Origin of the sequence: Xanthomonas arboricola, from assembly GCF_002940665.1 — a bacterium.
GTDB lineage: Bacteria > Pseudomonadota > Gammaproteobacteria > Xanthomonadales > Xanthomonadaceae > Xanthomonas > Xanthomonas arboricola_B.
Genome location: NZ_MIGY01000001.1, coordinates 612889 through 637681, shown reverse-complemented (window position 1 = coordinate 637681; position 24793 = coordinate 612889). Strand labels below are relative to the sequence as shown.

The window sequence follows — 24793 nt, the reverse complement described above, 5'->3', positions numbered from 1 at the left end:
TAACGTTACCTCGCACCATGGCCGCTGAAACAGGGGCGGCAGCCACGGGCGGCATCACGACAGATGCAATGACAAGGCGACGACGCGTCGCCTTGGCGGTTGCGTCGAGGTGGTGTGCACCGTTGCTTGGCAGTAGAGCTTGGGAGAGGCCTCTAATGCTGATGGTTCGCAAGGCGTTCCGCCGTGGAGCGCTGTGGTTGTTGTGTGTTTGCATCGCCTGGACTGCAGTGGAGGCTGCACCCGCCGATGCCGATCCGCCCGGTCCCTACGACGTGCGCGTGCTCGCGGGCGGTCTCGGGCTGAGCAAGAAGCTCGCCGCCGGAACACCGCTGCTGGCCGCTGATGCGGATTGGAGCGTGTCCGCCTGGGTGCGGCCCTCCAGCGGGACCACCGGCCCGGCCTTGATTGCCGGGCTCGGTGATCCGCAGGCGGCTGGCCGCTTCTTCGTCGTCGACAACGGCATGCTGGGCTTTGCCCAAGGCGCCGAGCATGTGCTGCGCAGCAAGCAGCCGCTGCGCGCCGGTGTCTGGACGCAGGTTGCCGCGATTGCGCAGGGTACGCGCCTGAGCCTGTATGCCAATGGCCGCCAGGTGGCCAGCGGCAGCGTGCAGCAAAGCGCGGTCGCGCCCACGCTGGTGTTCGGCCCGCGCCAGCAACCGGCGGCGTATACGCAGCACTTTGGCGGCGAGATCGCAGGCTTCACCGTGCAGTCCGGTGCGCTGGATGCGGCAACCATCGCACGGCTTGCCAGACAGACACCGGATCCTGCGCTGCAGCGCTTCGAAGACGCATCGCCCGGCTGGCGCGTGCAGGTCAAGCAGATGGCAGGGCAACTCGCACCACAAGCGGCGGCGACCCTGCCGCGCAGTGCCGCGCCCTTCCTGGCGCCGGTCGCCAGGCCGGTATCGGAGGCGCCTGCGCTGCAGCCGCTGGATGCCACCGCATGGCGGATCGGTGCATGGCAACTCGCTGCGGCACCAGAGCTCGGTCAGGCCAGCGGTGCGACGCTGTCGCGCAGCGATTACGCCGCCGGCAAGAGCCGCTGGCGCGCCGCGACCGTGCCGGGCACGGTACTCACCACGCTGGTCGATCGTGGCGTGTATCCGGATCCGGATATCGGCCTCAACAACATGGCGATTCCCGAATCGCTGAGCCGGCAGGATTGGTGGTACCGCAGCAGTTTCGATGTGCCTGCAGCACTGCAAGGCAAGCGATTGGAGCTGCTGTTCAACGGCATCAACTACGCCGGCGAGATCTGGGTCAATGGCACCCAGGTCGGGCGCACCCGCGGCGCATTCGCACGCGGTCGCTTCGATGTCAGCAAGCAGCTCAAGCCGGGCAGGAACGTCGTCGCGGTACGGGTGTCGCCGCCGCCACATCCCGGCATCGCGCACGAACAGTCGATGACGGCCGGTGTCGGCGAAAATGGCGGCATGCAGGCGCTGGACGGGCCGACCTTCATCGCCAGCGAAGGCTGGGACTGGATTCCGGCGGTGCGCGATCGCAATGCCGGTCTGTGGCAGGACGTGCAGCTGCATGCCACCGGTCCAGTGGCGCTCGGTGATACGCAAGTGATCACCGCGAAGCTGGCACCGGATCATCACCGCGCGGAACTCGAAATCAACCTGCCATTGCGCAACGACACTGCCGCAGCAGTGCAGGGCACGTTGCAGTTGGCCTTCGGCGATGTGCGCATCCGGCGCGAGGTCACGGTGCCGGCCGGTGGCAGCACGCTCAAGCTCACCGCCGCCGATACGCCGCAGCTGGTCATCGCCAATCCGCGCCTGTGGTGGCCCAACGGCTATGGCGAGCCGGCGCTGTACACCTTGCAGGCCAGCGTCGAGGTGGCCGGTACGCCGTCGGACGCGCAGCAGCTGCGCTTTGGCATTCGTCAGGTGACCTACGAACTGTCGTTGTTCGACGACGATGGCGCGTTGCGCCGCGTCCTGGTCGATCTCAATCAGGCCCGGCAACGCGGCGAGCGCATCGTCGACGTGCGGCATGCAGCGATCCGTCCGGTACCCGGCGGCAATGCGCAATCCCTGTATCCCGGCGCCTTGTCCTCGCCGGCGGTGCAGCAGCTCGACGACAACAGCCTGGCCCCGCATCTGGCACTGCGCATCAATGGTGTGCGTATTGCGGTGAAGGGCGGCAACTGGGGCATGGACGACTGGCGCAAGCGGGTCTCGCGCGAGCGGCTGGAGCCGTACTTCCGTCTGCAGCGCGATGCGCATTTCAATGTGGTGCGCAACTGGGTGGGGCAGAACACCGAAGCCAGCTTCTTCGAGCTGGCCGACGAATACGGCATGCTGGTGCTCAACGACTTCTGGCAGTCCACCCAGAACTACAACATGGAGCCGGCCGACGCAGCGCTGTTCCTGGACAACGCCGCCGAGGTGATCAAGCGCTTCCGCAATCATCCTTCCATCGTGCTGTGGTTCGGACGCAACGAAGGCGTGCCGGCTCCGATCCTCAACGAAGGCCTGGACCAGCTGGTGGCCGAACTCGATGGCACGCGCTGGTATACCGGCAGTTCCAACGAGATCAATCTGCAGGGCAGCGGCCCGTACAACTACCGCGAGCCGGTGGCGTACTTCAACAAGCTGGCGCAGGGCTTTTCGGTGGAAGTGGGCACGCCCTCGTTCTCCACCCTGGAGTCGTTCCAGGCATCGGTACCTGCGGCGCAGGACCAGTGGCCGATCGGCGATGCCTGGGCGTATCACGACTGGCACCAGTCCGGTAACGGCGACACCGCCAGCTTCATGCGCTCGCTGACCGACAAGCTCGGCGCGCCGACCAGCCTGGCCGACTTCGAACGCAAGGCGCAGTTGCTCAACTACGACACCCACCGCGCCATCTTCGAAGGCTTCAACGCGCAGCTGTGGAGCAAGAACAGCGGGCGGCTGCTATGGATGAGCCATCCGGCCTGGCCCAGCAACATGTGGCAGATCTACAGCCACGACTACGACACCCACGCGGCCTATTACGGTGTGCGCAACGCGGCAGAGATGCTGCATGTGCAGATGAACCTGCCCGGCCACGAGGTGGTGGTGGTCAACAACGCGGCCGAGCCGGTGAGCGGCCTGCGCGTACGCGCAGAAGTCTATGCCGCCGACGGAAAGTTGCTGCAGCAGCGCGAGCAAGCGCTGGAGGCCGCGGCGGTTGCGGTGTCGGCACCGGTGCTGCAACTGGCGCCGTTGCTCAAGGACACCAATGGCCTTGGCTTTGTGCGGCTGCAATTGCTCGATCGCGACGCGGTCGTGCGTTCGCGCAATTTCTACTGGGTGGCGCGCGATGCGGCGGCCATGCGCGGTCTGGATGCGCTGGCGGCAGTGCCGGTGCAGCTCAGCACGCAGCTGCAGGAGGGCGCCGAACCGGTGCTGCGCGCCAGCGTGCGCAATGCCTCGCAGCAGGTTGCGCTCAACACCAAGCTGACCCTGGTGGATGCGCAAGGCCAGCGCATCCTGCCGGCGTACTACAGCGACAACTACCTCAGCCTGGTGCCGGGCGAGCAGCGCGAGATCGAGATCCGTGGCCCGTCCGCGGCGAGCTTGCGCAATGCCACGCTGCAGGTGCGCGGCTGGAATGTCGAACCATCAACAGGCGTTGCCAACGGGCCTCCGTAGCGGCGCCAGCGCGTTGCCGCGCCGTGCCCGCGCACGGCGTTCGCACTGACGCGCCGATTGCGCGTCAGCCAATACCGCATTGCCGTTGCTGCAATGCCATTCGAAACGGTCGTGGATTGTCGTCATCCCTGGGAGGGGACCATGAACAAGCTGCATTCGAACACCCGCCACACCCCACTGGCCGCCGCACTCGCGGCTGCACTCACCCTGCTTGCCGGCAGCGCAGGCGCACAGGATGCCGGCAATGCCGCCGCGGTCACCGACCTGGACAAGGTCATGGTCAAGGGCGTGCGTGGCGCGCAGGCCGAGGCCATCGAGAACAAGCGCACCGCCGCGCAGATCATCGACTCGATCTCTGCCGAAGACATCGGCAAGTTGCCCGATGTCACCATCACCGATTCGCTGCAACGCGTGCCCGGCGTGCAGATCCGGCGTTCGGCCGGCGAGGGCTCGCAGCTCAATATCCGCGGCATGCCGCAGGTGCAGACCACCATGAACGGCGAGTTGTACCTGAGCGCCGGTGGCGGCGATCAATACGGCCAGCCGAATATCGGCCGCGCGCAGCCGGATTTCGTCGATATCCCACCGACGCTGTTCAGTGGCGTGGATGTGATCAAGTCGCCGACCGCCGCCGATCTGGATGGCGGCATCAGCGGTACCGTCTCGCTGAAGACGCGGCGCCCGTTCGACCTGCCGGAAGGCTGGACCTTCAGCGGCCAGGCCGAAGGCTCCTACGGCGACCGCGTGCAGGAACTCAACGAGCTGTACTCGGGCCTGGCCAGTTTCCGCACCGAGCGCTGGGGTGCGTTGCTGGCCGTGTCTTATTCGGATGCCACGCTGGAGAACAAGCACCCCAGCGTGTATTCCAATGGCGCGCAGAAATCCACCGAGCAGAATGTGGGCTTCGATTTCAACGGCGACGGGCGCATCGGCAGCAACACCGACCCCAGCAATCTGCCGCGCGACTATTTCTACAACTGGGTCGCCACCGAACTGGACAACCGCAGCACCGATCGCCAGCGCACCGGCATCAACGGCTCGTTCCAGTTCAACATCAACGATTCGTGGACGGTGTTGGCCGATGCCGCCTACACCAAGCTCGAAGACCAGGACACCTCGGTGGCGGCGCAGCTGCACACCGGCTGGGCCACCAACCAGTTGCAGCCCGGGTCGGTGGTCGATTCCAACGGCGTGCTGGAATACGGCCAGTTCCGCTACAACCGCTTCCAGGCCCACTCGATGGCCGGCGTTGCCGACTCGGACGCGCTCAACACCAACCTGGAGTTGCGCTTCGATGATGGCGGCCCTTTGCGTGCCTCGTTCCGCTGGGTGCATGGCGATGCGCAGCGCACCTACGACGAAGCGCGTGCCGATGCGGTGGTGACGCGTGGCGACCAGATCACGCGCGCCGGCGGCGTCACGCAGTGGGCAAACGCCAACGGCTTGCCGACAGTGGATGCCTCGGTGGATTTCCGTGGCACCTATCCGGCGGTCAACCTCGGCACCGACGTGTCCAACCCGGACAACTGGCAGCTGATGTCGACCTGGGCGCAGGGCAACAAGATCGAAGCGACGATGGACGCGTTCCGCGCCGATGGCACCTTCGAGTTCGACGAGGGCGTGGTGCGCGGCTTCCAGTTCGGTATCCGTTACGGCGAGCGCGAGGTCAAGCTGGATACCTATCGCTATCTGTCGCCAGTATCGACCAGCTGCGCCGACCCGAACCGTTCGCTGTATTATTTCAAGGATCCGCTGATTGTGGACACCTGCAGCGGCGTCTCCGAAGCGCGCCTGCTGCCGTTCAATTCGATTCCCGGTTACTGGGCGTATTTCAACGACTTCGATCCGCTCAAGGTCACCGGCCTGGGCAGCCAGGGCCTGCCCGCGATCAACCCGCAGGTCATGAAGGACCCGGTGGGTTATCTCAACAGCCTGTACCCGGGCAACGTGGCCTACCAGCAGGCCGCCGACTCCTACAAGGTCACCGAAAAGAGCACCGCAGCGTATTTTCTGGCCAATCTGGAAGGCGGTACCGGTAGCGCGGTCCCGTGGACGGCCAACATCGGCGCGCGCATCGTGCAGACCAAGCTGGCGATCGACCAGTACCTGAGCAGCGGCAATGTGTTCATCGGCAATGTCGAATGGAACGGCGTCAGCCCGGCGATCGGTACCAATCGATTGAATCGCCAATACACCGACGTGCTGCCCACCGCCAACCTGTCGCTGGACATCACCGATGCGCAGAAGCTGCGCTTTGCCTACAACAAGGCTGTTGCGCGCCAGGACCTGCCCGATCTCGGGCGCGGGCTGGTGAGCTTCTATGCGGTCAACGGCACGCCACCGCGCAATCCCGCGTTGCCCTCGGATGCGGTGCTGTTCCTCAATGGACGCTCCGGCAATCCGGATCTCGATCCGTATCGCGCCACCAACTACAACGCCTCGTGGGAATGGTATTTCTCCGATGCGTCGTTGGTCAGCGTGGGTGCGTTCCTGATCGATGTGAAGTCGTTCCCCACCACAGTGACCAATATCGAGCTGTTGCCCGACGCCGATGGCGTGGCGCGGCTGGGTGGCCCGGTGGAGCGCATCGTCAATGGCGGTGGCGGCAAGATCAAGGGCTTTGAAGTGGGGTATCAGCAAGCCTTCGACTTCCTGCCTGGCTGGTTGAGCGGCTTCGGTACCAACATCAACTACACCTTCTCCGACGCCGACACTGACAACACCGATATCGACGGCAACACCTTGCCGATCGGCGACAACTCCAAGCACCAGGCCAACGCGGTGCTGTGGTACCAGAAGGACAAGCTGCAGGCGCGTGTGGCCTACAACTGGCGCAGCAAGCGCTTCAATCAGGTCAACAGCGGTGCCTGGGGCGACGAGCTGGCGATCTGGAACGACGACGTGGGCTATCTCGATGCGTCCTTCAGCTACGACGTCAACGATCACCTGACCCTGTACGCCCAGGCGACCAATCTGACTGGCGAAAGCGAGCGGCGCTACGCGCAGTGGACCAACCACTACTACGACCAGAACATCTTCGAGCGTCGTTACTACGCGGGCTTGCGTCTGCGCTTCTGATCCGGCTGCACCGTTGTGCGACACAGCGCACCCCCGCGCTGGGTCGCGCATGTTTCGCTGTTGTCGCTCTCCAAGCGGTCATTGCGCTTTCTTCCCGTCGCCGCTGATTGCGGCGCTGCAGTACGCCTGACGGCAACGTCAGGCACCCTCCCATTCGGCCGCATCGTCGGGAAGCGATGTGGCCGTTTTTTTGAACGTGATGGCGCAGGCGTTACCCGATGCCGATCGATGCGGCGCTTAGCGCGCCGGCGGCCCCGCCGTCGAGCCGCGCTTGACCACGGTGTACTTCATCACCTGATGCACGCCCTGCGCGGGATCGCCCTTGCGTCGCTGGCGGATCGCATCGGCCAGCAGCGACACCGCCGCGCGGCCCATCGCGGTGACCGGTTGATGCACGGTGGTGAGCTCGGGCCAGATGGTGGTGGCGACCGGGGTGTCGTCGAAGCCGGCGACCGATACATCCTCGGGTACGCGCAAGCCCAGTCCGTGTGCGACCGCAACGGCGGCTGCCGCCATATCGTCGTTGCTGCAGAACAGGGCGGTGGGCGGTTGCGCCTGCGAGAGCAGGCTGCGCGCGGCGAGCAGGCCGGAGTGATAGGTGAACAGACCGTCTGCCATCAATTCTTCGGCCACAGGCAGGCCGGCAGCCTGCAGGCTGTCGAGATAGCCGTTGGCACGTAATGCACTGGGCGTGTGCTTGGGGTCGCCCTTGATCAAGGCGATGCGGCGATGGCCCAGTTCGATCAGGTGATCGACGATGGCGCGCGCAGCCTGGTAATCGTCGATGCGCACCGAGCTGATCTGCGCCATCGGTGCACCGCTCGCCACCGCCACGACCGGGATGCCGCGTGCATCGAGTTCGGCGATGGTCTGGCGTGAATCGCATAGCGGTGGCGGCAGGATCACGCCGTCCACGCCGGCCGCCAGCAAGCGCTCGGTGGCGGCACGCTGGCTGCGGATGGCGCCGCATTTTTCCACCAGCACCTGGCTGCCATTGAGGCTGCTCTGTTCGAGCAGGCCGAGCATGAATTGATTGAGATAGGCCGCGCTGGGATTGCTGTACAGCACGCCGATGCGCAACAGGCCGCTGGTGCGCAACGAACGGCCGGCCAGGTTAGGGCGATACCCCAATGCCTGGACCGAGGCCTCTACCCGCACGCGCATCTCCTCGCCGACATGTGGGTGGCGGTTGATGACGCGCGAAGCCGTCATCGGCGAGACGCCGGCGTGCTTGGCCACATCCAGCAGGGTTGCCGCGTTGTTCGCACTGCGTTGGCGCTTGGCCGCCATTGTGTGTGCTCGTCCTGGAGTGGAAGCGAAAGGCGGATGGCGTGCTTGAGACCTGCAGCGACCAGGACGTGCCTGGGCGCTGGCAATCGGCACTGCGATGTCGGTATCGGCACAGATCACGCGCGGTGTGCGCGTGCTCTATGCCGCGCGCACTCAACCGAGGTGCGCCCGCGACGTCTGCAAATGCAGTTATTCGCTCGGCGGCTGCACGCTTTTTGCGCGGCTGCCGAAATCGCCATCGGCTTCGGCCGCCAGGTACGCAAACACCGTGTAGGCCGCGACATTTTGCGCAAGCGCCTTGGGGTCGATCTTGTCCAGCGTGTCGTCGGCGGTGTGGTGCAGATCGAAGTAGTCAGTGCCGTCCTGCGCCAGCCACGCCCAGGCACCTCCCTTGGCGGAAATCGGCCCGACATCGGGGCCGGGGCCGCCCTTGCTCGGCTCATACGCGATGCCCAACGGCGCGAGTACCTCGGCAATCTGTCTGGTCGCTGCGCGCGACTCGTCCGGTGCCGCCGAGCCGGTGTTGAACGCATAGATGCGCCCGGCACCAAAATCGCTCTCCGCGCCGATCTGATGCAGCGCCATGTCCTTGGCATCCTTGCCGTGCGCGGCCGCATACGCCTTGCCGCCGTACAGGCCCTGCTCCTCGTTGGCGAAGGCCACCACGCGGATGCTGCGCTTGGGCGCCTGCTTGAGTTGGCCGATCAGGTGGCCTGCGGCCATGGTGATCGCCACGCCGGCGCCGTCGTCGATCGCGCCGGTGCCCAGATCCCACGAATCCAGATGCCCGCCGATCACCACCACTTCCTTCGGCTTGCTGCGCCCGGTGATTTCGCCGATGACGTTGTACGAGGTCGCCGTGCCATCCCAGCCGCAATCCAGTGCCAGCCGCACACGCGTGCTGCCCAGCGCGGTCAGGCGCGCAAGCTGGTTGGCATCGGGTACCGACAACGCTGCTGCCGGCACCGGCGTCACGCCTTCATCGAAACGGGTGATGCCGGTATGCGGCACACGGTGCGAGTCGGTGCCGGCCGAGCGCATCACGAAGCCGATCGCACCCTTGCGGATCGCTTCCGACGGGCCTTTGCTGCGCACTGCGCCGCCATTGCCGTAATCCTTGCCGTCGCGCGCCTTGGTCATCTGGTAATCGACGAATGCGATCTTGCCGGCCAGCGAGCCGGCCGGTGCGGCCTGCAGTGCGGCCAGGTTTTCGAAGCGCACCACCTCGCCTTCGACGGTGCCGCCCGGGCTGCCACCCAGTGCGGTGATGTGCAGGGGCTGCGCATGCGCGCCGATCACCGCGGCCTGTTCGCTGCGCCGCTGCCACTTCGGAAAGCTCACCGGCTCGGTCCACACCTTGTCAAAGCCCAGCGACTGGAACTTGGCCTTGGCCCAGGCCACCGCGCGCGGGTCGGCCTCGCCGCCGGCAATGCGTGGGCCCACTTCGGTGGTCAACGATTCCACCACCGCAAAGCCGGTGGCGTCGGCCAGGGCCTGCTCGCGCAGCTGCGCGGCGGTGCGCAGTGCGTCATCGGCGATGGAGGTCTGTGCGGCGAGTGCGGGCGCGCAGGCGAGGAGGGCAGAGATGGCAACAGCGAGGCGACGCATGCAGGGCGGCTCCAACGACAAGGGGACCCCGAGCTTATCAGCGCGAGGTCCCCCGTCTGCGTGCGAAAGGTCATCCTCCTGCACGAAGTCGCGCAGCGGACGTGTCCGCTTACGGCACGCCAGGTGTCTTGAGCGTGTCGTTCTTCAACGCATCGCGGATCTCGCGCAACAGCAGCACTTCTTCGCTCGGGCCCTTGGGGGCATCAGGCTTGCGGTGGGTCAGGCGGTTGATCAGCTTGACCACCATGAAGATCGCGAAGGCGATGATCACGAACTGCACGACGGTGTTGATGAAATCGCCGTAGCCGATCGCCACCGCCGGAATTTCCTTGCCGGTGGCATCGACGCCGGCTGGCTTGAGCACCCATGCCAGGCGCGAAAAATCCACATTGCCGACGGCCCAGCCGATCGGCGGCATGATGATCTTTTCCACCAGCGCAGTGACGATCTTGCCGAACGCTGCACCGATGACGACACCGACCGCCAGGTCGATGACATTGCCACGCATCGCGAATTGCTTGAATTCGCTGACCATTCCCATAGCGCACTCCAGATGCGGTCGCGGACCAACTGCCGCGGCGTGATCGTAGCGGGCTGGGTGTCAGCCCGCGATGATGCCGTGGCGCTCGGCGACGTTTTCCAGGCGTGCGCTGAACTGATCGCCCGGCAGCAGCGGGCCGACACCGGCCGGCGTGCCCATGAAGATCAGGTCGCCCGCGCGCAATGCGTAGAGCTTGGAGAGCTCATGCAGGATCTCGGGCACGTTCCAGATCATCTGATCCAGCAACGACTGCTGACGTACCTGGCCGTTGACCTCCAGCGACAGGTTCAAGGCTTCCAGCGCGCCTACTTCGCCGGCATGCACCAACTCGCTGATCGGCGCGGAGTGGTCGAATCCCTTGGCGATGTCCCACGGCAGGCCCTTGGCCTTGGCGGCCGCCTGCAGATCGCGTCGGGTCAGGTCCAGGCCCACGCCATAGCCGTAGATCAGCGCTTCTGCCTGCTCCACCGGCAATTCACCGGCCGGCGCATCGCTGCCCAGTGCCACCACCAGCTCCACTTCGTGGTGCAGTTCCCTGGTGCCGGGCGGATAAGGAATGTGGTCGCCATGACCGACCACGATCGCATCGGCAGGCTTCATGAAAAACGTCGGCTGGCCACGCTCTGCCTTGGAGGCTGGCGCAGTGGCGCCCATTTCGCGCGCGTGATCGGCAAAGTTGCGGCCGACGCAGTAGATGCGGTGCACCGGAAAGTTGCCGCCACCAACCACCGGAATGCGCGGAACATCGGCGGCGGGAATCACATCGTGGGTCATGCACGCATCCTTGGGGAACAGGACACGTGAGTCTAGCCGTTTGGCTGTGCATGACGGAACCGCCGCGCTGCAGCGTGCAGTGCGGCACAACGTCTGGCTGGCAGGTCTGCTATCACGGCTTGCATCGGCGCACGCAAACTCGCGCAGACCGGTCAATACCTGCGCGACTGATTCGGGATTGGATGTTCACCGCGCTGGAGGCGGTGGAATGACGCCTCAGTGCGACAACGGCAGCGCGGGCTTGCGCACCACACGGTACTCGGCCTCGACCACACGTGCCTGCTGCGGCGTGCGACGGTTCGACTTGCTCAACAGCTTCCAGGCGATGCCGCCCAGGATCATCGCCGCGCCCACGAACACGCTGAAGAAGATCAGCACCGCAAGGATGACCAGACCCGCCAGGCCGGCGGCAACCCGCACCAGCGGGTGACGCGGCTTGCGCGGGGCAAACAGATGGTGGAGGTTGCCGAATTGGAAGAGACGTGCAGGCATGGCGGTGGGCTGCCGGGCAGGAAACAGGCAGGCAGTATCGTTGCGGTTGCATGTCATTGAGTGAAAACTTCGTTAAGTTCAGGGTCGTTTTTTTAAATCCATCACATCCGATGTGGTGGGGCACGCCGCCTTACAGGCCCGTAGCAGCGCCCGTGGGCCAGCAACAGCGCGGGCGGTAGCCACCACGTCAGAGCGATGCAGACGCGTGCCACAATCGCAGTCCGTTTTCGCACAGCTGACCGCATGTCCTCGTCATCGTCTACCACGCTTGCCGAACTGGCGCAGATTCCCGATGCCGGATTTCTGGAAGTCGAGGCGGTCTGGGACGGCGGCCCGGAGTCGCTGGTGCTGTATCGCGATGGCGCCCAGGTACGGGCCTGGTTGAACGTCTGCCCGCATGCGGGCCGCCGCCTGGATTGGGCGCCTGGCCAGTTCCTCAAGACCAAGGATGGCCATCTGGTGTGCGCAGCGCACGGCGCAGCGTTCGAGCTAAGTGGCGGCGAATGCATCAGCGGCCCGTGCCGTGGTCAGTCGCTGCTGGCGGTGCCGGTGCGCATCGAGGGCGAGCGGGTGGTGCTTGGGTGACTGCTGAAGGTGGTGCGGCTCAGCGCGCTGCCCACCAGAACATCAGGTTGATCATCGACACCATCACCACGATGTAGATCAGCGACAGCGGTGCGCCCACGCGCCACAGCTCGCGCGGTTGATAGTTGGCCGGGCCGGCTACCATCGAGATCACGGGGTTGGATGCGGTCATCAGATTGTTGGATGCCGACAACGCCACGATCAGTGCGAACGCGGTGGGGTTGCCGTTGGCTGCCAATGCCAGATTGACCGCGATCGGCACCATCACGATGGTGGCGCCGACATGGCTGATCACCAGCGAGAACGCGGTGGTCAGCAGCGCCAGACTGATTTCCAGTGCCCACACCGGAATGCCCTCGGGCAGGCGGTCGATGGTGTGGCCTGCAACCCAGGCCGCAGTGCCGCTGCTGTCCATCGCCCAGCCCAGTGGAATCAGGCCGGCCATCATGAAGATGGTCTTCCAGTTGATCGAGGCGTATGCCTCGTCCATGCGCAGCACGCCGCTGACCAGCATGCAGGCCACGCCAGTCATCAACGTCAGCGCCACCGGCAGCCGCGAGGTCAGCGCGATCAGGATGGTGAAGGCGAAGATCGCCATGGCGATCTTGAACTTGTGCGGGCGCTGCTCGCCCTTGGGGAAGTCGGTCACCGGCACGAAATCGCGGCTTTCCGCTGCCTGCGCCAGATCCTGCCAGATGCTGTGGAACACCAGCATGTCGCCGCCGCGCAGCGCCACATTCCGCACGTCCTCGCGGATCACCTGCTTGTCGCGGTTGATCGCCAGCAGGCTGATGCCGCTCTGCTTGCGCAGACGCAACTCGGCGGCGGTCTTGCCGATCAGCCGCGAGTTGGGCGGAATCAACGCTTCGGAAATGCCGGCCAGGCTGGGATTGAACAGGTCGCCCAGGTTGCGCAGGCGCGAGGACATGCGCAGGAACTGGTTCTGCGCAAAGTCGGCCACTTCCTGGCGCGGGCCCATCGCGCCGAGCACGCTGCCGACCCAGATGCGCATGTCGGCCGGCGGCGCCAGGCGGGTGTCGTTGCCGGTCTTCAGGGCCAGCAACAACGGCGCGTCGTGCAGCGCTTCGGCTTCGCCCAGGGTCATGCCAACCAGCGGGCTTTCGGCGCTGACGGTGAGCTCGAATACATCGCCGTCGATGCCATAAGTCTTGGCGAAATAGCTCTCGGTGCGTGAGGGCGTGACGCCTTCGTTGATCAGGCGCTCTTCTTCGATCAGCTTGCGGTCGCCGTAGAAACGGAAATACAGCAGTGCGGCGATCAGCAGGGCCACGCCGATCGGCAGCGGCGCGAACATCGTCAACGGCTCGATGCTGGCCATGCCCGAAGGTAGGTTGTTGTTGGCGGAAACCAATAGATCGTTGAGCAGGATCAACGGCGAATTGCCCACCATGGTCAGCGCGCCACCCATCACGATGGCCGCGGCGATCGGCAGCAGCATGCGTTGCAAGGTCAGCCCGGTGCGCGCAGCCAGACGCGAGGCGACCGGCAGGTACAAGGCCATCACCGACGGGTTCTGCATGAAGGACGAATTCAGGCCGGAGATGGCCAGCGTCATCATCATCAAGCGTTGTTCGCTGCCGTGCGAGCGCCGCAGCAACCAGGTCGCCAGCCGATTCAACGCACCGGTGCGCTCCAGCCCCGCACCGAGAATGGTGGTGGCGATGATGCTCATCACCGCGTTACCGGAAAAACCACCGAACAGTTCTTCCGGCGCCACCAGCCCGGTGACGCCCAGCACCACCAGCACGATCAAGGCCACCACGTCGGCGCGGATGCGCTCGAACAAAAACATCGCCATCGTGAAACCGACCAGCCCGAGGACGAGCTTCATATCGTTGGTCAGTGTCAGCGCGGTGTCCATCGGGGCGGGGATTCGGGATTCGGAAGTGGGGATTGGTCAGGCGACTGCGGCGTCGAGTATGCGGGGTAGCGCTGTTACGAATCCCCAATCCCCGCTCCCGAATCCCGGTCATAAACCAGATCCCACACGCCGTGGCCGAGCTTCTGGCCGCGGGTTTCGAAGTGGGTCTGCGGGCGCCAGGCGGGGCGTTCGACGTGGCCGCGCGGGCCTGCGCGATTGACCAGGCCCGGGGTGGCGTCGAGCACGTCCCACATCTGTTCGGCGTAATCGGCCCAGTCGGTGGCCGCATGCAGGCGGCCGCCATCGCGCAGCTTGCGCACCACCAGCTGCGCGAACGCCGGCTGGATCAGGCGGCGCTTGTTGTGGCGCTTCTTGTGCCACGGATCGGGGAAGTAGATGCGCACCTCGTCAAGCGCGCCATCGGCGATCTCGTGTTCGAGCACTTCCACCGCATCGTGGTGATACAGGCGCACATGCGTGCTGCCATCATCGTCCAGCGCATTGAGCAGGCGACCGACGCCGGGCGCATGCACCTCGATGCCGATGTAGTCGCGGCTGGGGTCCTGCTGCGCGGCAAAGCGCAGTGCCGCGCCATTGCCAAAGCCGATCTCCAGCACCTTGGGTGCGGGACGGCCGAAGGCCGCATCGAGATCGCGCGGCGCACCGCTGTAGTCCAGGCCGAAGCGCGGCCACAACTCGTCGAACGCGCGCTGCTGCGCCGGGGTGAAGCGGCCCTGGCGCAGCACGAAGCTGCGCACCTGCCGGCGGCCCTCTTCGATGGTGAAGGGCTTGGGCGGCATCTTGGCGCCGTCGCTGGTGAAAGGATCAGTCATGAGTTAAGTCACATCAAAAAACAAAAGCCCCTCTACCTTGGGGAGAGGGGTTGGGGTGAGGGTACGGCGTGAGGGAGCACGTGCAGCAACGCGCGATCCAGCAACGGCCACATCCGGCGCGTCACACGGCCAGGCGGTGCGCATCGACGGCAATGTCAAAGCAGCCCACCCACTCATCCAATCACGCCATCCACCGGACTCGACGCCGAGGCATACCGCTTGCGCGGAATCCGCCCGGCCAGGAAGGCTTCGCGTCCGGCCTCGATCGCCTTGCGCATCGCGCTCGCCATCAGGATCGGATCGCGCGCACCGGCGATGGCGGTGTTCATCAGCACGCCGTCGCAGCCCAGCTCCATCGCGATCGCCGCATCCGATGCCGTGCCTACGCCGGCATCGACAATGATCGGTACCTTGGCGTTTTCGATGATTTCCAGCAGGTTGTACTTGTTCTGGATGCCCAGCCCGGAGCCGATCGGCGCGGCCAGTGGCATCACCGCCACGCAGCCGATCTCTTCCAGGCGCTTGGCCAGGATCGGATCGTCGGAGGTATAGACCATGACCTCAAAGCCGTCGGCCACCAGTTGTTCGGCGGCCTTGAGCGTCTGCACCACATCCGGGTACAGCGTGCGCTCGTCGCCGAGCACCTCCAGCTTGGTCAGGTTGTGGCCGTCCAGCAGCTCGCGCGCCAGCCGGCAGGTGCGCACTGCGTCCTCGGCGGTGTAGCAGCCGGCGGTGTTGGGCAGCAGCGTGTAGCGATCCGGCGGCAGCACATCGAGCAGGCTGGGCGCGTTCGGGTCCTGGCCGATGTTCACCCGGCGGATCGCAACGGTGACGATCTGCGCGGCGGCCGCTTCGGTGGCCAGGCGGGTTTCGTCCAGGTCCTTGAACTTGCCGGTGCCGGTCAGCAGGCGCGAACGGTAGGGCTTGCCGGCGATGATCAGCGCATCAGAGGGGGCGGTATTGGTCATCGGGCGATTATCACCGATCGCGCGCAGCTGCGCCGGCCTGCGCGTCGCATCAACCGCCGCCCAGCGCGTGCACGATCTCCACCACATCGCCGGCACGCAACCGGTGCGTGGCATGCCGCCCGCGCGACACGATTTCGCCATTGATCTCCACCGCCACGCGCCGTTGTGCAAGACCTTCCTGCTCCAGCAGGGTTGCCAGCAGCAGGTCGTCGGGAATGTCTCGCGGGGTGCCGTTGAGTTGAATGTTCATGTCATCATTGTGGCATCGCGTGCCGTCAGGGCGCGCGTTTTTGCGTTATGCGGCAATGCAGCGTGAGCGCGGGCGGCGAGGGTGAAACCATGCGCCATTCGCCGGCGTACGTCAGCAGGTCCGGTCCAGTTCCACACTACCTTGAGCAGGCACTCCCATGGCTTCAACCCTTCGCCCGATCCGTTCCCTGATGGCCGTGGCCATCGCCATTGCGGCCACCCCGGCCATGGCCGCGTCTGAGTTCGACCAGACCGTGTTCTTCGGTGACAGCCTCACCGACAGCGGTTACTACAACCCGTTGCTGCCGGCCGCCTCGCGCGCCGTCACCGGCAAGTTCACCACCAACCCGGGCTGGGTCTGGGCCGAGTACGTCGCCGACCATTACGGCACCAATGCCGCGCCCAACGGCAATGGCCAGACCGGCGACAACTACGCCGCCGGCGGTGCCCGCATCCAGGCCGGTTCGACCAGCGTGCTCGGTGCCGCGCCTTCGGTGACCAGCCAGATCAACACCTACCTGAGCGCCAACGGCGGCCAGGCCAACCCGAATGCGCTCTACACCGTATGGGGCGGCGCCAACGATCTGCTCGCCGCTGCAGCTGTGCCGGCCCAGGCGCAGGCCATCATCGGCAACGCGGTCACTGCGCAGGTCGGTGCGGTCGGCGCCTTGCAGGCCGCCGGCGCGCGCTATGTGATGGTGCCGACCATTCCGGACGTGGGCATCACCCCGCGCTTCCGTGCCGGCGGTGCCGCCGCGATGGCGCAGGGCACTGCTGCGGCAACCGCCTACAACACCGCATTGTTCAATGGCCTGCGGTCGGCCGGCCTGCGCGTGATCCCGGTCGACACCTTCCACATCCTGCAGGAAGTGGTCGCCGATCCGGGCACCTACGGCTTCAGCAACGTCACCAGCACCGCCTGCAACCCCGCCGTGCCGCTGCCGGCCTGCAACCCGACCAGCCTGGTCGCCGCCAACGCGCCCAACACCTATGTGTTCGCCGATGGCATCCACCCGACCACCGCCACCCACCAGATCCTGGGCGAGTACGCCATCTCGCTGCTGGAAGCGCCGCGTCTGCAGCAGGTGCTCACGCATTCGGCGCAGGCGATCGGCCGCGCGCGTGCCGACCAGGTGGCCTGGCATCTGGACGGCAAGCCGGACGCCGATGGCCTGCGTTGGTGGGGTAGCGTGCGTGGCGACATGCAGCGTTACGACCACGCCGATCTGTACGACGGCATGGCCCCGGCCGGCCTGTTCGGTGTGGACTGGACTGCGGGCGACCTGGTGTTCGGCGGCTTTGCCGGCTTCGGCAGCATGGACGCCGACTTCGGCAACCGTAACGGCAGCTTCAAGCAGGACGACACCACGTTGGGCGGCTTCTTCGGCTGGTACACCGGCCCGGTCTGGGTCAACGCGCAGGTCAGCTACAGCTGGCTGAGCTACGACGTCGACCGCGAAGTGCAGCTGGGGCCGGCCACCCGCGTGCACAGCGGCTCGCCGGACGGCAGCAATCTCACTGCCGCGGTCAACGCCGGCTATTCGCTGGGCGAAGGCAACGTCAAGTACGGCCCGGTGGTCGGCCTGACCTGGCAGAAGCTCAAGCTCGATGGCTACACCGAGAGCAACGAAAGCTCCACCGCATTGGGCTACGCCGATCAGGACATCGACTCGATGGTCGGCCGCATCGGCTTCCAGGTGCGCCTGGATGGTGCAATGGTCAAGCCGTACCTGCAGGCGACCTACGACCACGAGTTCAAGGACGGCACCGAAGCCAGCGCCTGGCTGCAGTCGATGCCGGAAGTGGGCATGTACACCGTCCCGGGCCAGAACTTCGATCGCAACTACGCGACCGTCGTGCTGGGCGCCCGCACCGGCCTGTGGGGCCTGCAGAGCAACATCGGCCTGAGCACCACCACCGCCCAGCGCAGCGCCCGCGACGCGACGCTGTTCGTGAATTTCAGCGGCAACTTCTGATCCACGCACCACACGCGTTGCAAACGAGGGCCGGGCAACCTGCCCTCGTCACATCTGTGCATTGCGCCCGGCCCCCGCACCCGCCTAAACTCTCGCAACGCCGTGCGGGCGTAGCTCAATGGTAGAGCTGTAGCTTCCCAAGCTACTGACGTGGGTTCGATTCCCATCGCCCGCTCCAGAGCTTCCGCCAGGTCTCTAAGTGATTGACTAGGTTGGATATTTCGGCCGATTGATGATTCCGAGCGATGCCCCCTGAGGTATCAATCGAGGTATCAATCTTGCCCAAGCCTCTGATGATGTCGCGCCCGGCCGGCCTGCTGGTGAAACTTCCGAAACAAGTGCCCGAATATCCGCATCGCTGGTTTGGCCCGATCCTGGGCCTCTATCCGGGCGCTCGCATCAATCCAATCGCCCAGCTCCGACTGGAGGACATCGAGACCATCGGTGGGGTGCCTGGCTTCTTCGTACGCCAGGGTGCAAAGGGTCAAAGCGTCAATCACGAGAGCGGCCGGCGCTTCACTGCGTCGGCCCCGGCGGGGTGATTTTTCCTCTGGTTCTTGGACTGCGTAGAAGAGGCGAGCTCGGGTAGAACCGCTCTCGCCAGACTTGTCGGTCTCGCTTTCCACTTAATAGTCGCGGAAAATTGAAGGGCTCTCGGCAGTAACCAGGTGGCGGACAGATGATGGTCGGATTAATGACCAAGGCCCTGATTCTCCTGCAGGACACAAGCCAGTGATGTGTGCTGCTGTTTGGCCACTTGACAACTCTGACAGTTAGTTCAACGCCGTTGACGCGCAGAGGTTTCGCCGCAAGGACAACGTTCTGGCCCTAAGCCAATGGCGGAACGACATCGATATACGTGCTTTGTTGGATTCCTTGAAAATGTTGAGTGGCCTGTCTGGCCGCATCTCGTGCGGAATGCGAAGGTGTTACTCCACTATGGCAAATACTCCGTTGTGAGGCGCAGCGCCACGCGCCGTGTCCGTGGGCCTATTTACCAGAAGCCAAGGATTTTCCACCACATGCTTCCGACGAGCCCGAAGATGAGGAGCTCAAGCAGGCACATGACGAGTCCGATCTTCCACCAAGTGCCCAAGCTGACGTAGCCGCTGCCGAAGACGATGGGCGAGGTGCCGGTGGCGTAGTGAGTCAGTGTCATCATGATCGCCGAAGACGCAGTCATCATGAGCATGAAGGGAATGACGTAGTCCGGGGGGATGAGCAGTGCCCCCACGCCTAAGAACGCAAGCAGCATCGCGCTGATGTGGGCGGTCGTGCTTGCGAACAGGTAATGGGAAAAGACAAAGGCTAAGACGAGCACGCCGGCGATCGCTTTCCATCCCATTCCACTCGCGATGATGGCGCCCTTCATTGCCTCGGTAAACCAGCCAACCACGCCCAGCTTGTTGAGCTGCTCGGCCATCATCACCAGTGCGCCAAACCACACCAGCGTATCCCAGGCACTTTTTTCGGAAAGCACATCGTCCCAGTCCAAGGTGCCGGTGATGATCAGCGCAAACAAGCCGACGAATGCGACAACGGTGGGATCCAAGGTCCACCAGGCACCGAAAATCATCGCGGGCACGTTGGCCCAAAGGACCAACAGCAAGCCAAAGGTCCCGATCATCACTTTTTCTTTCGCCGTCAGCGCGCCCATCTGCCTTAATTGACCCTTGGCGAAATCGACTGCGTTGGGAGTGACTTTCAGTTCCGGAGGAGAGAGCAGATAAATGGCCAGAGGCATGATGATCAAACAGGCCAACCCGGGTAGAAACATGCAGAGGGCCCAAGTCGTCCAGGACAGGTGCAGCTGTTGGTTGGTCGCTTTGGCGACATAGTCGACCACCAGCGGGTTGGGTGCTGTGGCGGTGAGGAACATTGCCGACGTGATGGGATTGGCATGGTAATTCACCAACGCCAAGTAGGTTCCGACCTTGCCCTGCGTGCCTTTCGCCGGGTCAGAATCGAACGAGTTGGCAATCGACCTCATGATCGGGTGAACAATGCCCCCGCCACGCGCGGTATTGCTGGGTGTAAAGGGGGCGAGCAAGAGTTCGCAGATCGTCAGGCCGTATCCGATGCCCAGGGTCCGCTTACCCAGCAACGCAATGAACAACATTCCGATGCGGTTTCCCAAGCCCGTCTTCTTCAGACCACGCGAAATCAAGATCGCAACCACGATCAGCCAGATGAGCGGGCTCGAGAAACTAGAAAGCGCGTCAGTGATCGCACCCTTCGAGTTGGTTGAGGTGACTTGGGACAGTGCGACGATGACAAGGGCCATCATCGCCATAACCCCAATGGGCATTACCTTGAGGATGATTGCGATGATCGTGGTCAGAAAAATGGCGACCAACCCCCAAGCCTTGGGCGTCAGTCCTTCAGGACATGGAAGCAATAGCAATGCGATAAGCACCGCCGTTGTCACCAAGGCCTGAGGAAGCTTGAACGGAACCGCCTGATTGAAATACGTAAATGCTGCTTTGAAGCGACTTGGCATGACCGGCCCTCTTTTGACTGTCCAACAAGCGGAGAACGCTTGAAGCGATATGCGCAGTGGCTCCAGTCATCAAGGCTTGGCGCGTGGGCTTGCCCCGAAGCGATGCATAAGCTCGGTATGCGTTTGAGCATAAGCGTCATCCGTGAAAGATGTCGCCATGGGAGAGTTCGCGGCATTTCTCGCGACTTCGGCCCTCGCCTTGTCCTGGTCTTCGCTTCTCAGCGCCAAGTCAGCCAGAACGGTGACGTGAGTCGGTTGGACCTCGACGAAGCCCCCTGATACATACAGCTGGAAAGGCGGCTCGCTCGTTTCCGGATAGATGAGGATCATGCCCTCGCGCAGCGTGCTCAGCATTGGCGTATGTCTTGCCATCACGCCAAATCGACCCTGTTCCCCTGGAAGACTGACCTCCCGAACGTTCCCCTCCCACTGGGCTCCCGTCAGACTCACTACGGTCAGCGCGAACGTCTGCTGTGCGTTGGTGATGAAGTCGGGTCTGGGGTGAGCTGAGGTGTGCGAGTGCATGTCGTACTCGTCTGAGGCCTTAACCGAAGAGGCTTCGCCGCTCTGGGCAGCACCTGCAACGAGTGATAGGTTTCCACCAAGCTTCATTTCAAAACTCCTTGAACGGTCTGGCACTGTTGTTTCACAACAGCCTTTCTTTCTTGCTGCGGCACGACTGGGCACTGCAGGGAACGCCCAACGATGTCCATCTCATGTTCCATGGTGCAGTGCACCATACACTTCTGCCTTGATCTCGATCAACTCAGCTTGGAAGATGGAATGTGCGGGAAAACCAAGTGAGCTTGCTTGCAAGAGAGAACGTGAGCGATGCGGATCTAGTTATGTGAGTTACGTAATACTTGCCATTCGAAGAACTGACATCCAACCGCAGCGCGTTTTTTGGAGATCGGGTCCTGGGCATAAGAAGATCGGCTTAGCTCTGGCTGGAACGCGCTCGTGGCACAAAAAAAATTGATTGAACTCAAAGCAGCTTTGAGTCTGAGTCGTTAGGCTGCACTCCACGCTTTTGCTGCTGAGGAGGACCTGCACCAATACGACTACGGCAGCCATTTCTCGGCGCACGGTGGCAGATCTGTCGCCACGCGCGTCGCAAGCACAGACCCACAGCCATTGCAGACGACGTGTTCTCCATCAGGACACCGCCTGCGCGGTTCGCGGTAATGGCAGGTCCCGCTACTGCAGATCACCAACCAATCAGAAAACGCGACACAACACGCGTGTGGAAAGCACTTCTCCCAGCAACAGGGAGTAGCCAAGCATGGTGTATGCAGCGACGAATGTTTATGCCGATGCAATGGTCATGTCATTTGCTGCCCCGGTGACCGTGCTGGGATCGCTCGTCGGCAGTCGTTTGGATCTGCAAGAGTCGCTCAGCTTCGCAGAGCAGGCAAAGGTAGCCGCGACGGTCCAAACCGACCGGTTTGAGAACATCAACGATGTGTTTATCCGCATGCACCAAGGCACCATCGAAGGTCGCGTGGTTTTGAGTTTCGCGGATTGAGCAGGCCTGTGGTAATTGGCGGCGCGCACGCCGGGGACGTGGGGGGATGCAACGTGTTGCGAAGATCAGCAGGCTTCGTTTCAGTTGCATCCTGCCCCTTCTCCGCCAGGTCTTGATGCTCATGACCGTCCCGGCACGTTCGAACCGCAGCCGATCAGGGCACTACTCAGACAGCGGGAGCATCGTGGCCAAGGTCCGGCGCGGTGCGGGTCTATCGACCTCAGAGGGCGTCGACATCGGGCTGACCCGCACGCTCTCCGCCGAACGGGGAGCGCTCGATCTCATCAAGGACCATCTGACTCGGTAGGGCCACGGAATCCCTTGCGCAGGACGTTGCACATCCAACGCCAACCGTAGCCATTGAGTCCCCCCACTGGGTGGGCTCGCGTCGATTGGGGCGAGTGTCCAATTTCACATGGGCGGACATAGCCGTGGCCAAAGGGAAGTGGGGGTTTCCTTGCTGTTCCCGTCACGCAGCTCGTGCAAGAAGGGCTTATCGGCTGCCAATCCATTAGGCAGTCATCGAACCCTTCATTCACGCATCGGGAGAGCCACATGCGCCGTATCTTGTCCGTAACACTGCTCGGCTTGTTGGTAAGTCATGCACACGCGCAGCAGGGCGATGGCACTGACGTGCAGGCGCAAGTCCACACGTTCAAGCCCGACAAGGTCGACGCTACGTCCAAGCAGATCGCTGGCCTGAAGATCCCTGCCGGCTTCCAAATTAAGGCGTTTGCAACCGGACTCAAGAATGCGCGCATCATCGCGGTCGCTCCGGGCGGCAACATCTACGTTTCCCGTCGCGATCAGGGCGATATCTTGCTTCTGAAAGATGCCAACGACGACGGCAGGCTGGACGCACCTCCCAAAGTAGTGGCCAATAGGTCGGGCGCGCATGGACTGGCTATTCGCGACGGCCAGCTTTACCTGGTCACGGTCAAGGAGTTGTTCGTTGCTCCGATTCTGAAAGACGGAACCTTGGGGCCGCTGACGCTGCTGGCGGGCGATCTGCCGGATGGCGGGCAGCACCCGAACCGGACGATGGCATTCGGCCCTGACGGCATGCTGTATCTGAGCATCGGCTCGACCTGCAATGCTTGCAACGAAACCAATCCCGAGCACGCGACGATGCTGCGGGTGTCGCCCGACGGGAAGTCCCGCACCATTTTTGCGAGCGGCCTGCGCAACACCATCGGCTTCGATTGGGACCCAGCGACCGGCGAGTTGTGGGGCATGGACCAAGGCATGGACTTCCTGGGAGACGAGGTCCAGCCTGAGGAGCTCAACCACCTCAGCAAGGGCAAGCAATACGGCTGGCCCCATATCTGGGGCAGGGATGGGGTCAACCCGCAGAGCACGCCGCAGGGCGAGATGACGAAAAAGCAGTGGGCGGCCATCAGCGAACCGATGGTGATGGGCTACACGGCTCACGCTGCGGCCATGCAGTTCCACTTCTACCATGGCACTTCCTTCCCGTCCGATTACAGGGGCGACGCGTTTATCACCTTCCGTGGATCGTGGAACCGGAAGCCGGCATCCGGGTACGAGGTGGTCCGAGTGAAGTTCGAGAACGGCAAGCCCGTTGCTTTCGAACCATTCGTTACCGGCTTCCTGACCGAGGGCGGCACGAAACATTTTGCTCGGCCGGTAGGTCTTGCTGAAACGGCCGGTGGTGCTCTGTTGGTCTCTGACGACGTCAATGGCGTCATCTACCGTATCTCCGCGACGGGCGCACCAGCTCGCGCTGGTGCAGCAGCGGGGCAGTCCATCGAGGCGCCGTCGGCATCGATGCAGGCGCAGGTCAACCAGGGTAATGGAGTGCCACTTGCCCTTACTCGTGCCGAAACCGACAGCAAGGGGACACTGGCCGTTACGGTACCCGCATTCGCCAATGGCGCTAGGATGGACAAGCGTTTTAGCGACTATGCGGATGGCGTCTCGCCCGCACTGTCTTGGAAAGCGGTTGCCAACGCCAAGTCTTACGTCGTCATCGTGGAAGACCCTGATGCCAAGCCCATCACGCCGTTCGTCCATTGGGTGGCTTGGAACATTCCCGCCAACGTCACCAGGTTGCCGGAAGGCCTGCAGGAGCAAATGCGCCTGACCGAGCCCGAGGGTGTGCTTCAGGGAACAACGAGCCGCGGTTCGGTTGGCTACTACGGACCCCACCCGCCGGTGGGCGATCAACCGCACCACTATCACTTCCAGGTCTTCGCGCTCGACACGATGCTGGACGTCAAGCCCGGCGCGACACGAGACCAGATACTTGCCGCTGCGTCGGGCCATGTGCTGGCAAAAGGCGAAACGGTAGGCACTTATGCGCAAGCCGTTGCTCCGCTGAAATAATCGTTGGCCAGAAGCCTGTTGCGTTACGGGCAGAATTTGCTCGGATCGAGCAGGCACCGAGCGAACTGTACTCGTTGGTAGCGCGACAGTTCCACGCGGGGCTGGTGTATCGGCAGGGTTTTGATCTGCCTGTTTCCGGTCGCGCGCATGCTCGTGCAGTCAGTACTTGCGCAACACCGGACATGCTCTCTACCGGACATGCTCTCTGGGATCTGTGCGAGGCCTGGGGCGCGACGGCGGCAGGCAATACGGCGAGTCAGTCGTTGATACGACAGCGCCGTTCAAGCAGTACATGGCGTGTATCGGCACAACGCAGCCTTGGCCGGGTTGGTAAGCATGACTACCGTGGCCAGTCGAATGACGACCACACGACGACGACTACAGGGCAAACACCCAGGCCGAGTTGCTGCGTCGCCCCCAGCCGACGACCACGTGCGCGAAGGCGGAAAGCTTGAGCTGGACATCCGATTGGTTGGACGCGCCCGTTGACGGACCGGCACAGCATCTGCAGCCCTGAGGC

Annotated in this window: 16 protein-coding genes, 1 tRNA gene and 2 pseudogenes; 8 read left to right on the top strand and 11 right to left on the bottom strand. The window is 63.7% G+C overall.

Going from position 1 to position 24793, the window contains the following annotated elements:
* Nucleotides 1-155: 155 nt before the first annotated feature.
* Both XarjCFBP7645_RS02785 and XarjCFBP7645_RS02780 read left to right on the top strand, forming a co-directional pair.
* Nucleotides 156-3626, top strand: coding sequence for a glycosyl hydrolase 2 galactose-binding domain-containing protein (locus tag XarjCFBP7645_RS02785; RefSeq protein WP_104536138.1), 3471 nt, complete (start codon nt 156-158; stop codon nt 3624-3626).
* 141 nt (nt 3627-3767) lie between these two features.
* The gene (locus XarjCFBP7645_RS02780) at nt 3768-6704 is read left to right on the top strand and encodes a TonB-dependent receptor (protein WP_104536137.1); all 2937 of its coding nucleotides are present in this window, start codon (nt 3768-3770) and stop codon (nt 6702-6704) included.
* A 237-nt stretch (nt 6705-6941) separates the two neighbouring features.
* Here the strand turns inward: XarjCFBP7645_RS02780 and XarjCFBP7645_RS02775 are convergent, their stop codons facing one another.
* From XarjCFBP7645_RS02775 to XarjCFBP7645_RS02755, 5 genes are all read right to left on the bottom strand, one after another.
* Nucleotides 6942-7994 carry a LacI family DNA-binding transcriptional regulator gene (locus tag XarjCFBP7645_RS02775; RefSeq protein WP_016903335.1) on the bottom strand — a complete coding sequence of 351 codons (1053 nt, stop codon included), beginning with the start codon at nt 7992-7994 and terminating at the stop codon, nt 6942-6944.
* A 189-nt stretch (nt 7995-8183) separates the two neighbouring features.
* Nucleotides 8184-9602 (bottom strand): M28 family peptidase, encoded by a 1419-nt coding sequence (locus XarjCFBP7645_RS02770; protein ID WP_104536136.1) that lies wholly within the window; start codon nt 9600-9602, stop codon nt 8184-8186.
* 109 nt (nt 9603-9711) lie between these two features.
* Entirely contained in the window at nt 9712-10143 is a 432-nt protein-coding gene (gene mscL, locus XarjCFBP7645_RS02765) for a large-conductance mechanosensitive channel protein MscL (RefSeq protein WP_046344017.1), read from the bottom strand.
* A 60-nt stretch (nt 10144-10203) separates the two neighbouring features.
* Nucleotides 10204-10917, bottom strand: coding sequence for a fumarylacetoacetate hydrolase family protein (locus XarjCFBP7645_RS02760; protein ID WP_016903332.1), 714 nt, complete (start codon nt 10915-10917; stop codon nt 10204-10206).
* Between the two features lie 216 nt (nt 10918-11133).
* On the bottom strand, nt 11134-11409 hold the full coding sequence (locus tag XarjCFBP7645_RS02755) for a hypothetical protein (RefSeq protein WP_046346044.1): 276 nt from the start codon (nt 11407-11409) through the stop codon (nt 11134-11136).
* A 243-nt stretch (nt 11410-11652) separates the two neighbouring features.
* Between XarjCFBP7645_RS02755 and XarjCFBP7645_RS02750 the strand changes: the two genes are divergently transcribed.
* Entirely contained in the window at nt 11653-11994 is a 342-nt protein-coding gene (locus XarjCFBP7645_RS02750; RefSeq protein WP_047127119.1) for a Rieske (2Fe-2S) protein, read from the top strand.
* 19 nt (nt 11995-12013) lie between these two features.
* On the opposite strand, the gene XarjCFBP7645_RS02745 is transcribed toward XarjCFBP7645_RS02750, so the two are convergent.
* The 4 genes from XarjCFBP7645_RS02745 to thiS form a co-directional block, all read right to left on the bottom strand.
* Nucleotides 12014-13876, bottom strand: a complete 1863-nt coding sequence (locus XarjCFBP7645_RS02745; protein WP_046344012.1) for an SLC13 family permease — start codon at nt 13874-13876, stop codon at nt 12014-12016.
* A 74-nt stretch (nt 13877-13950) separates the two neighbouring features.
* Nucleotides 13951-14709 carry a tRNA (guanosine(46)-N7)-methyltransferase TrmB gene (gene trmB, locus XarjCFBP7645_RS02740; protein ID WP_104536135.1) on the bottom strand — a complete coding sequence of 253 codons (759 nt, stop codon included), beginning with the start codon at nt 14707-14709 and terminating at the stop codon, nt 13951-13953.
* Nucleotides 14710-14882: 173 nt separating this feature from the next.
* Nucleotides 14883-15677 (bottom strand): thiazole synthase, encoded by a 795-nt coding sequence (locus XarjCFBP7645_RS02735; protein WP_054592191.1) that lies wholly within the window; start codon nt 15675-15677, stop codon nt 14883-14885.
* A gap of 49 nt (nt 15678-15726) precedes the next feature.
* A complete protein-coding gene (gene thiS, locus XarjCFBP7645_RS02730; protein WP_016903326.1) occupies nt 15727-15927 on the bottom strand; it encodes a sulfur carrier protein ThiS in 201 nt (66 codons plus the stop codon).
* 190 nt (nt 15928-16117) lie between these two features.
* Between thiS and XarjCFBP7645_RS02725 the strand changes: the two genes are divergently transcribed.
* The 3 genes and pseudogenes from XarjCFBP7645_RS02725 to XarjCFBP7645_RS02715 form a co-directional block, all read left to right on the top strand.
* The gene (locus XarjCFBP7645_RS02725) at nt 16118-17902 is read left to right on the top strand and encodes an autotransporter outer membrane beta-barrel domain-containing protein (RefSeq protein WP_104536134.1); all 1785 of its coding nucleotides are present in this window, start codon (nt 16118-16120) and stop codon (nt 17900-17902) included.
* A 104-nt stretch (nt 17903-18006) separates the two neighbouring features.
* A tRNA-Gly gene (locus tag XarjCFBP7645_RS02720) sits at nt 18007-18080 on the top strand.
* Between the two features lie 142 nt (nt 18081-18222).
* Nucleotides 18223-18420 (top strand): annotated as a pseudogene (locus XarjCFBP7645_RS02715) (site-specific integrase); the annotation flags it as partial.
* Nucleotides 18421-18896: 476 nt separating this feature from the next.
* Here XarjCFBP7645_RS02715 and XarjCFBP7645_RS02710 read toward each other — a convergent pair.
* Nucleotides 18897-20402 carry a DASS family sodium-coupled anion symporter gene (locus tag XarjCFBP7645_RS02710; protein WP_047127114.1) on the bottom strand — a complete coding sequence of 502 codons (1506 nt, stop codon included), beginning with the start codon at nt 20400-20402 and terminating at the stop codon, nt 18897-18899.
* Nucleotides 20403-20471: 69 nt separating this feature from the next.
* Nucleotides 20472-21014 carry an ATP synthase F1 subunit epsilon gene (gene atpC, locus XarjCFBP7645_RS02705; protein ID WP_230608577.1) on the bottom strand — a complete coding sequence of 181 codons (543 nt, stop codon included), beginning with the start codon at nt 21012-21014 and terminating at the stop codon, nt 20472-20474.
* Between the two features lie 730 nt (nt 21015-21744).
* On the opposite strand from atpC, the pseudogene XarjCFBP7645_RS02700 reads away from it, so the two are divergent.
* Both XarjCFBP7645_RS02700 and XarjCFBP7645_RS02690 read left to right on the top strand, forming a co-directional pair.
* Nucleotides 21745-21927: pseudogene (locus tag XarjCFBP7645_RS02700) on the top strand (zinc-dependent alcohol dehydrogenase); the annotation flags it as partial.
* A 555-nt stretch (nt 21928-22482) separates the two neighbouring features.
* Nucleotides 22483-24273: a YbhB/YbcL family Raf kinase inhibitor-like protein gene (locus tag XarjCFBP7645_RS02690; RefSeq protein WP_104536132.1), complete on the top strand. Its 1791-nt coding sequence runs from the start codon at nt 22483-22485 to the stop codon at nt 24271-24273.
* The last annotated feature ends 520 nt before the right edge of the window (nt 24274-24793 follow it).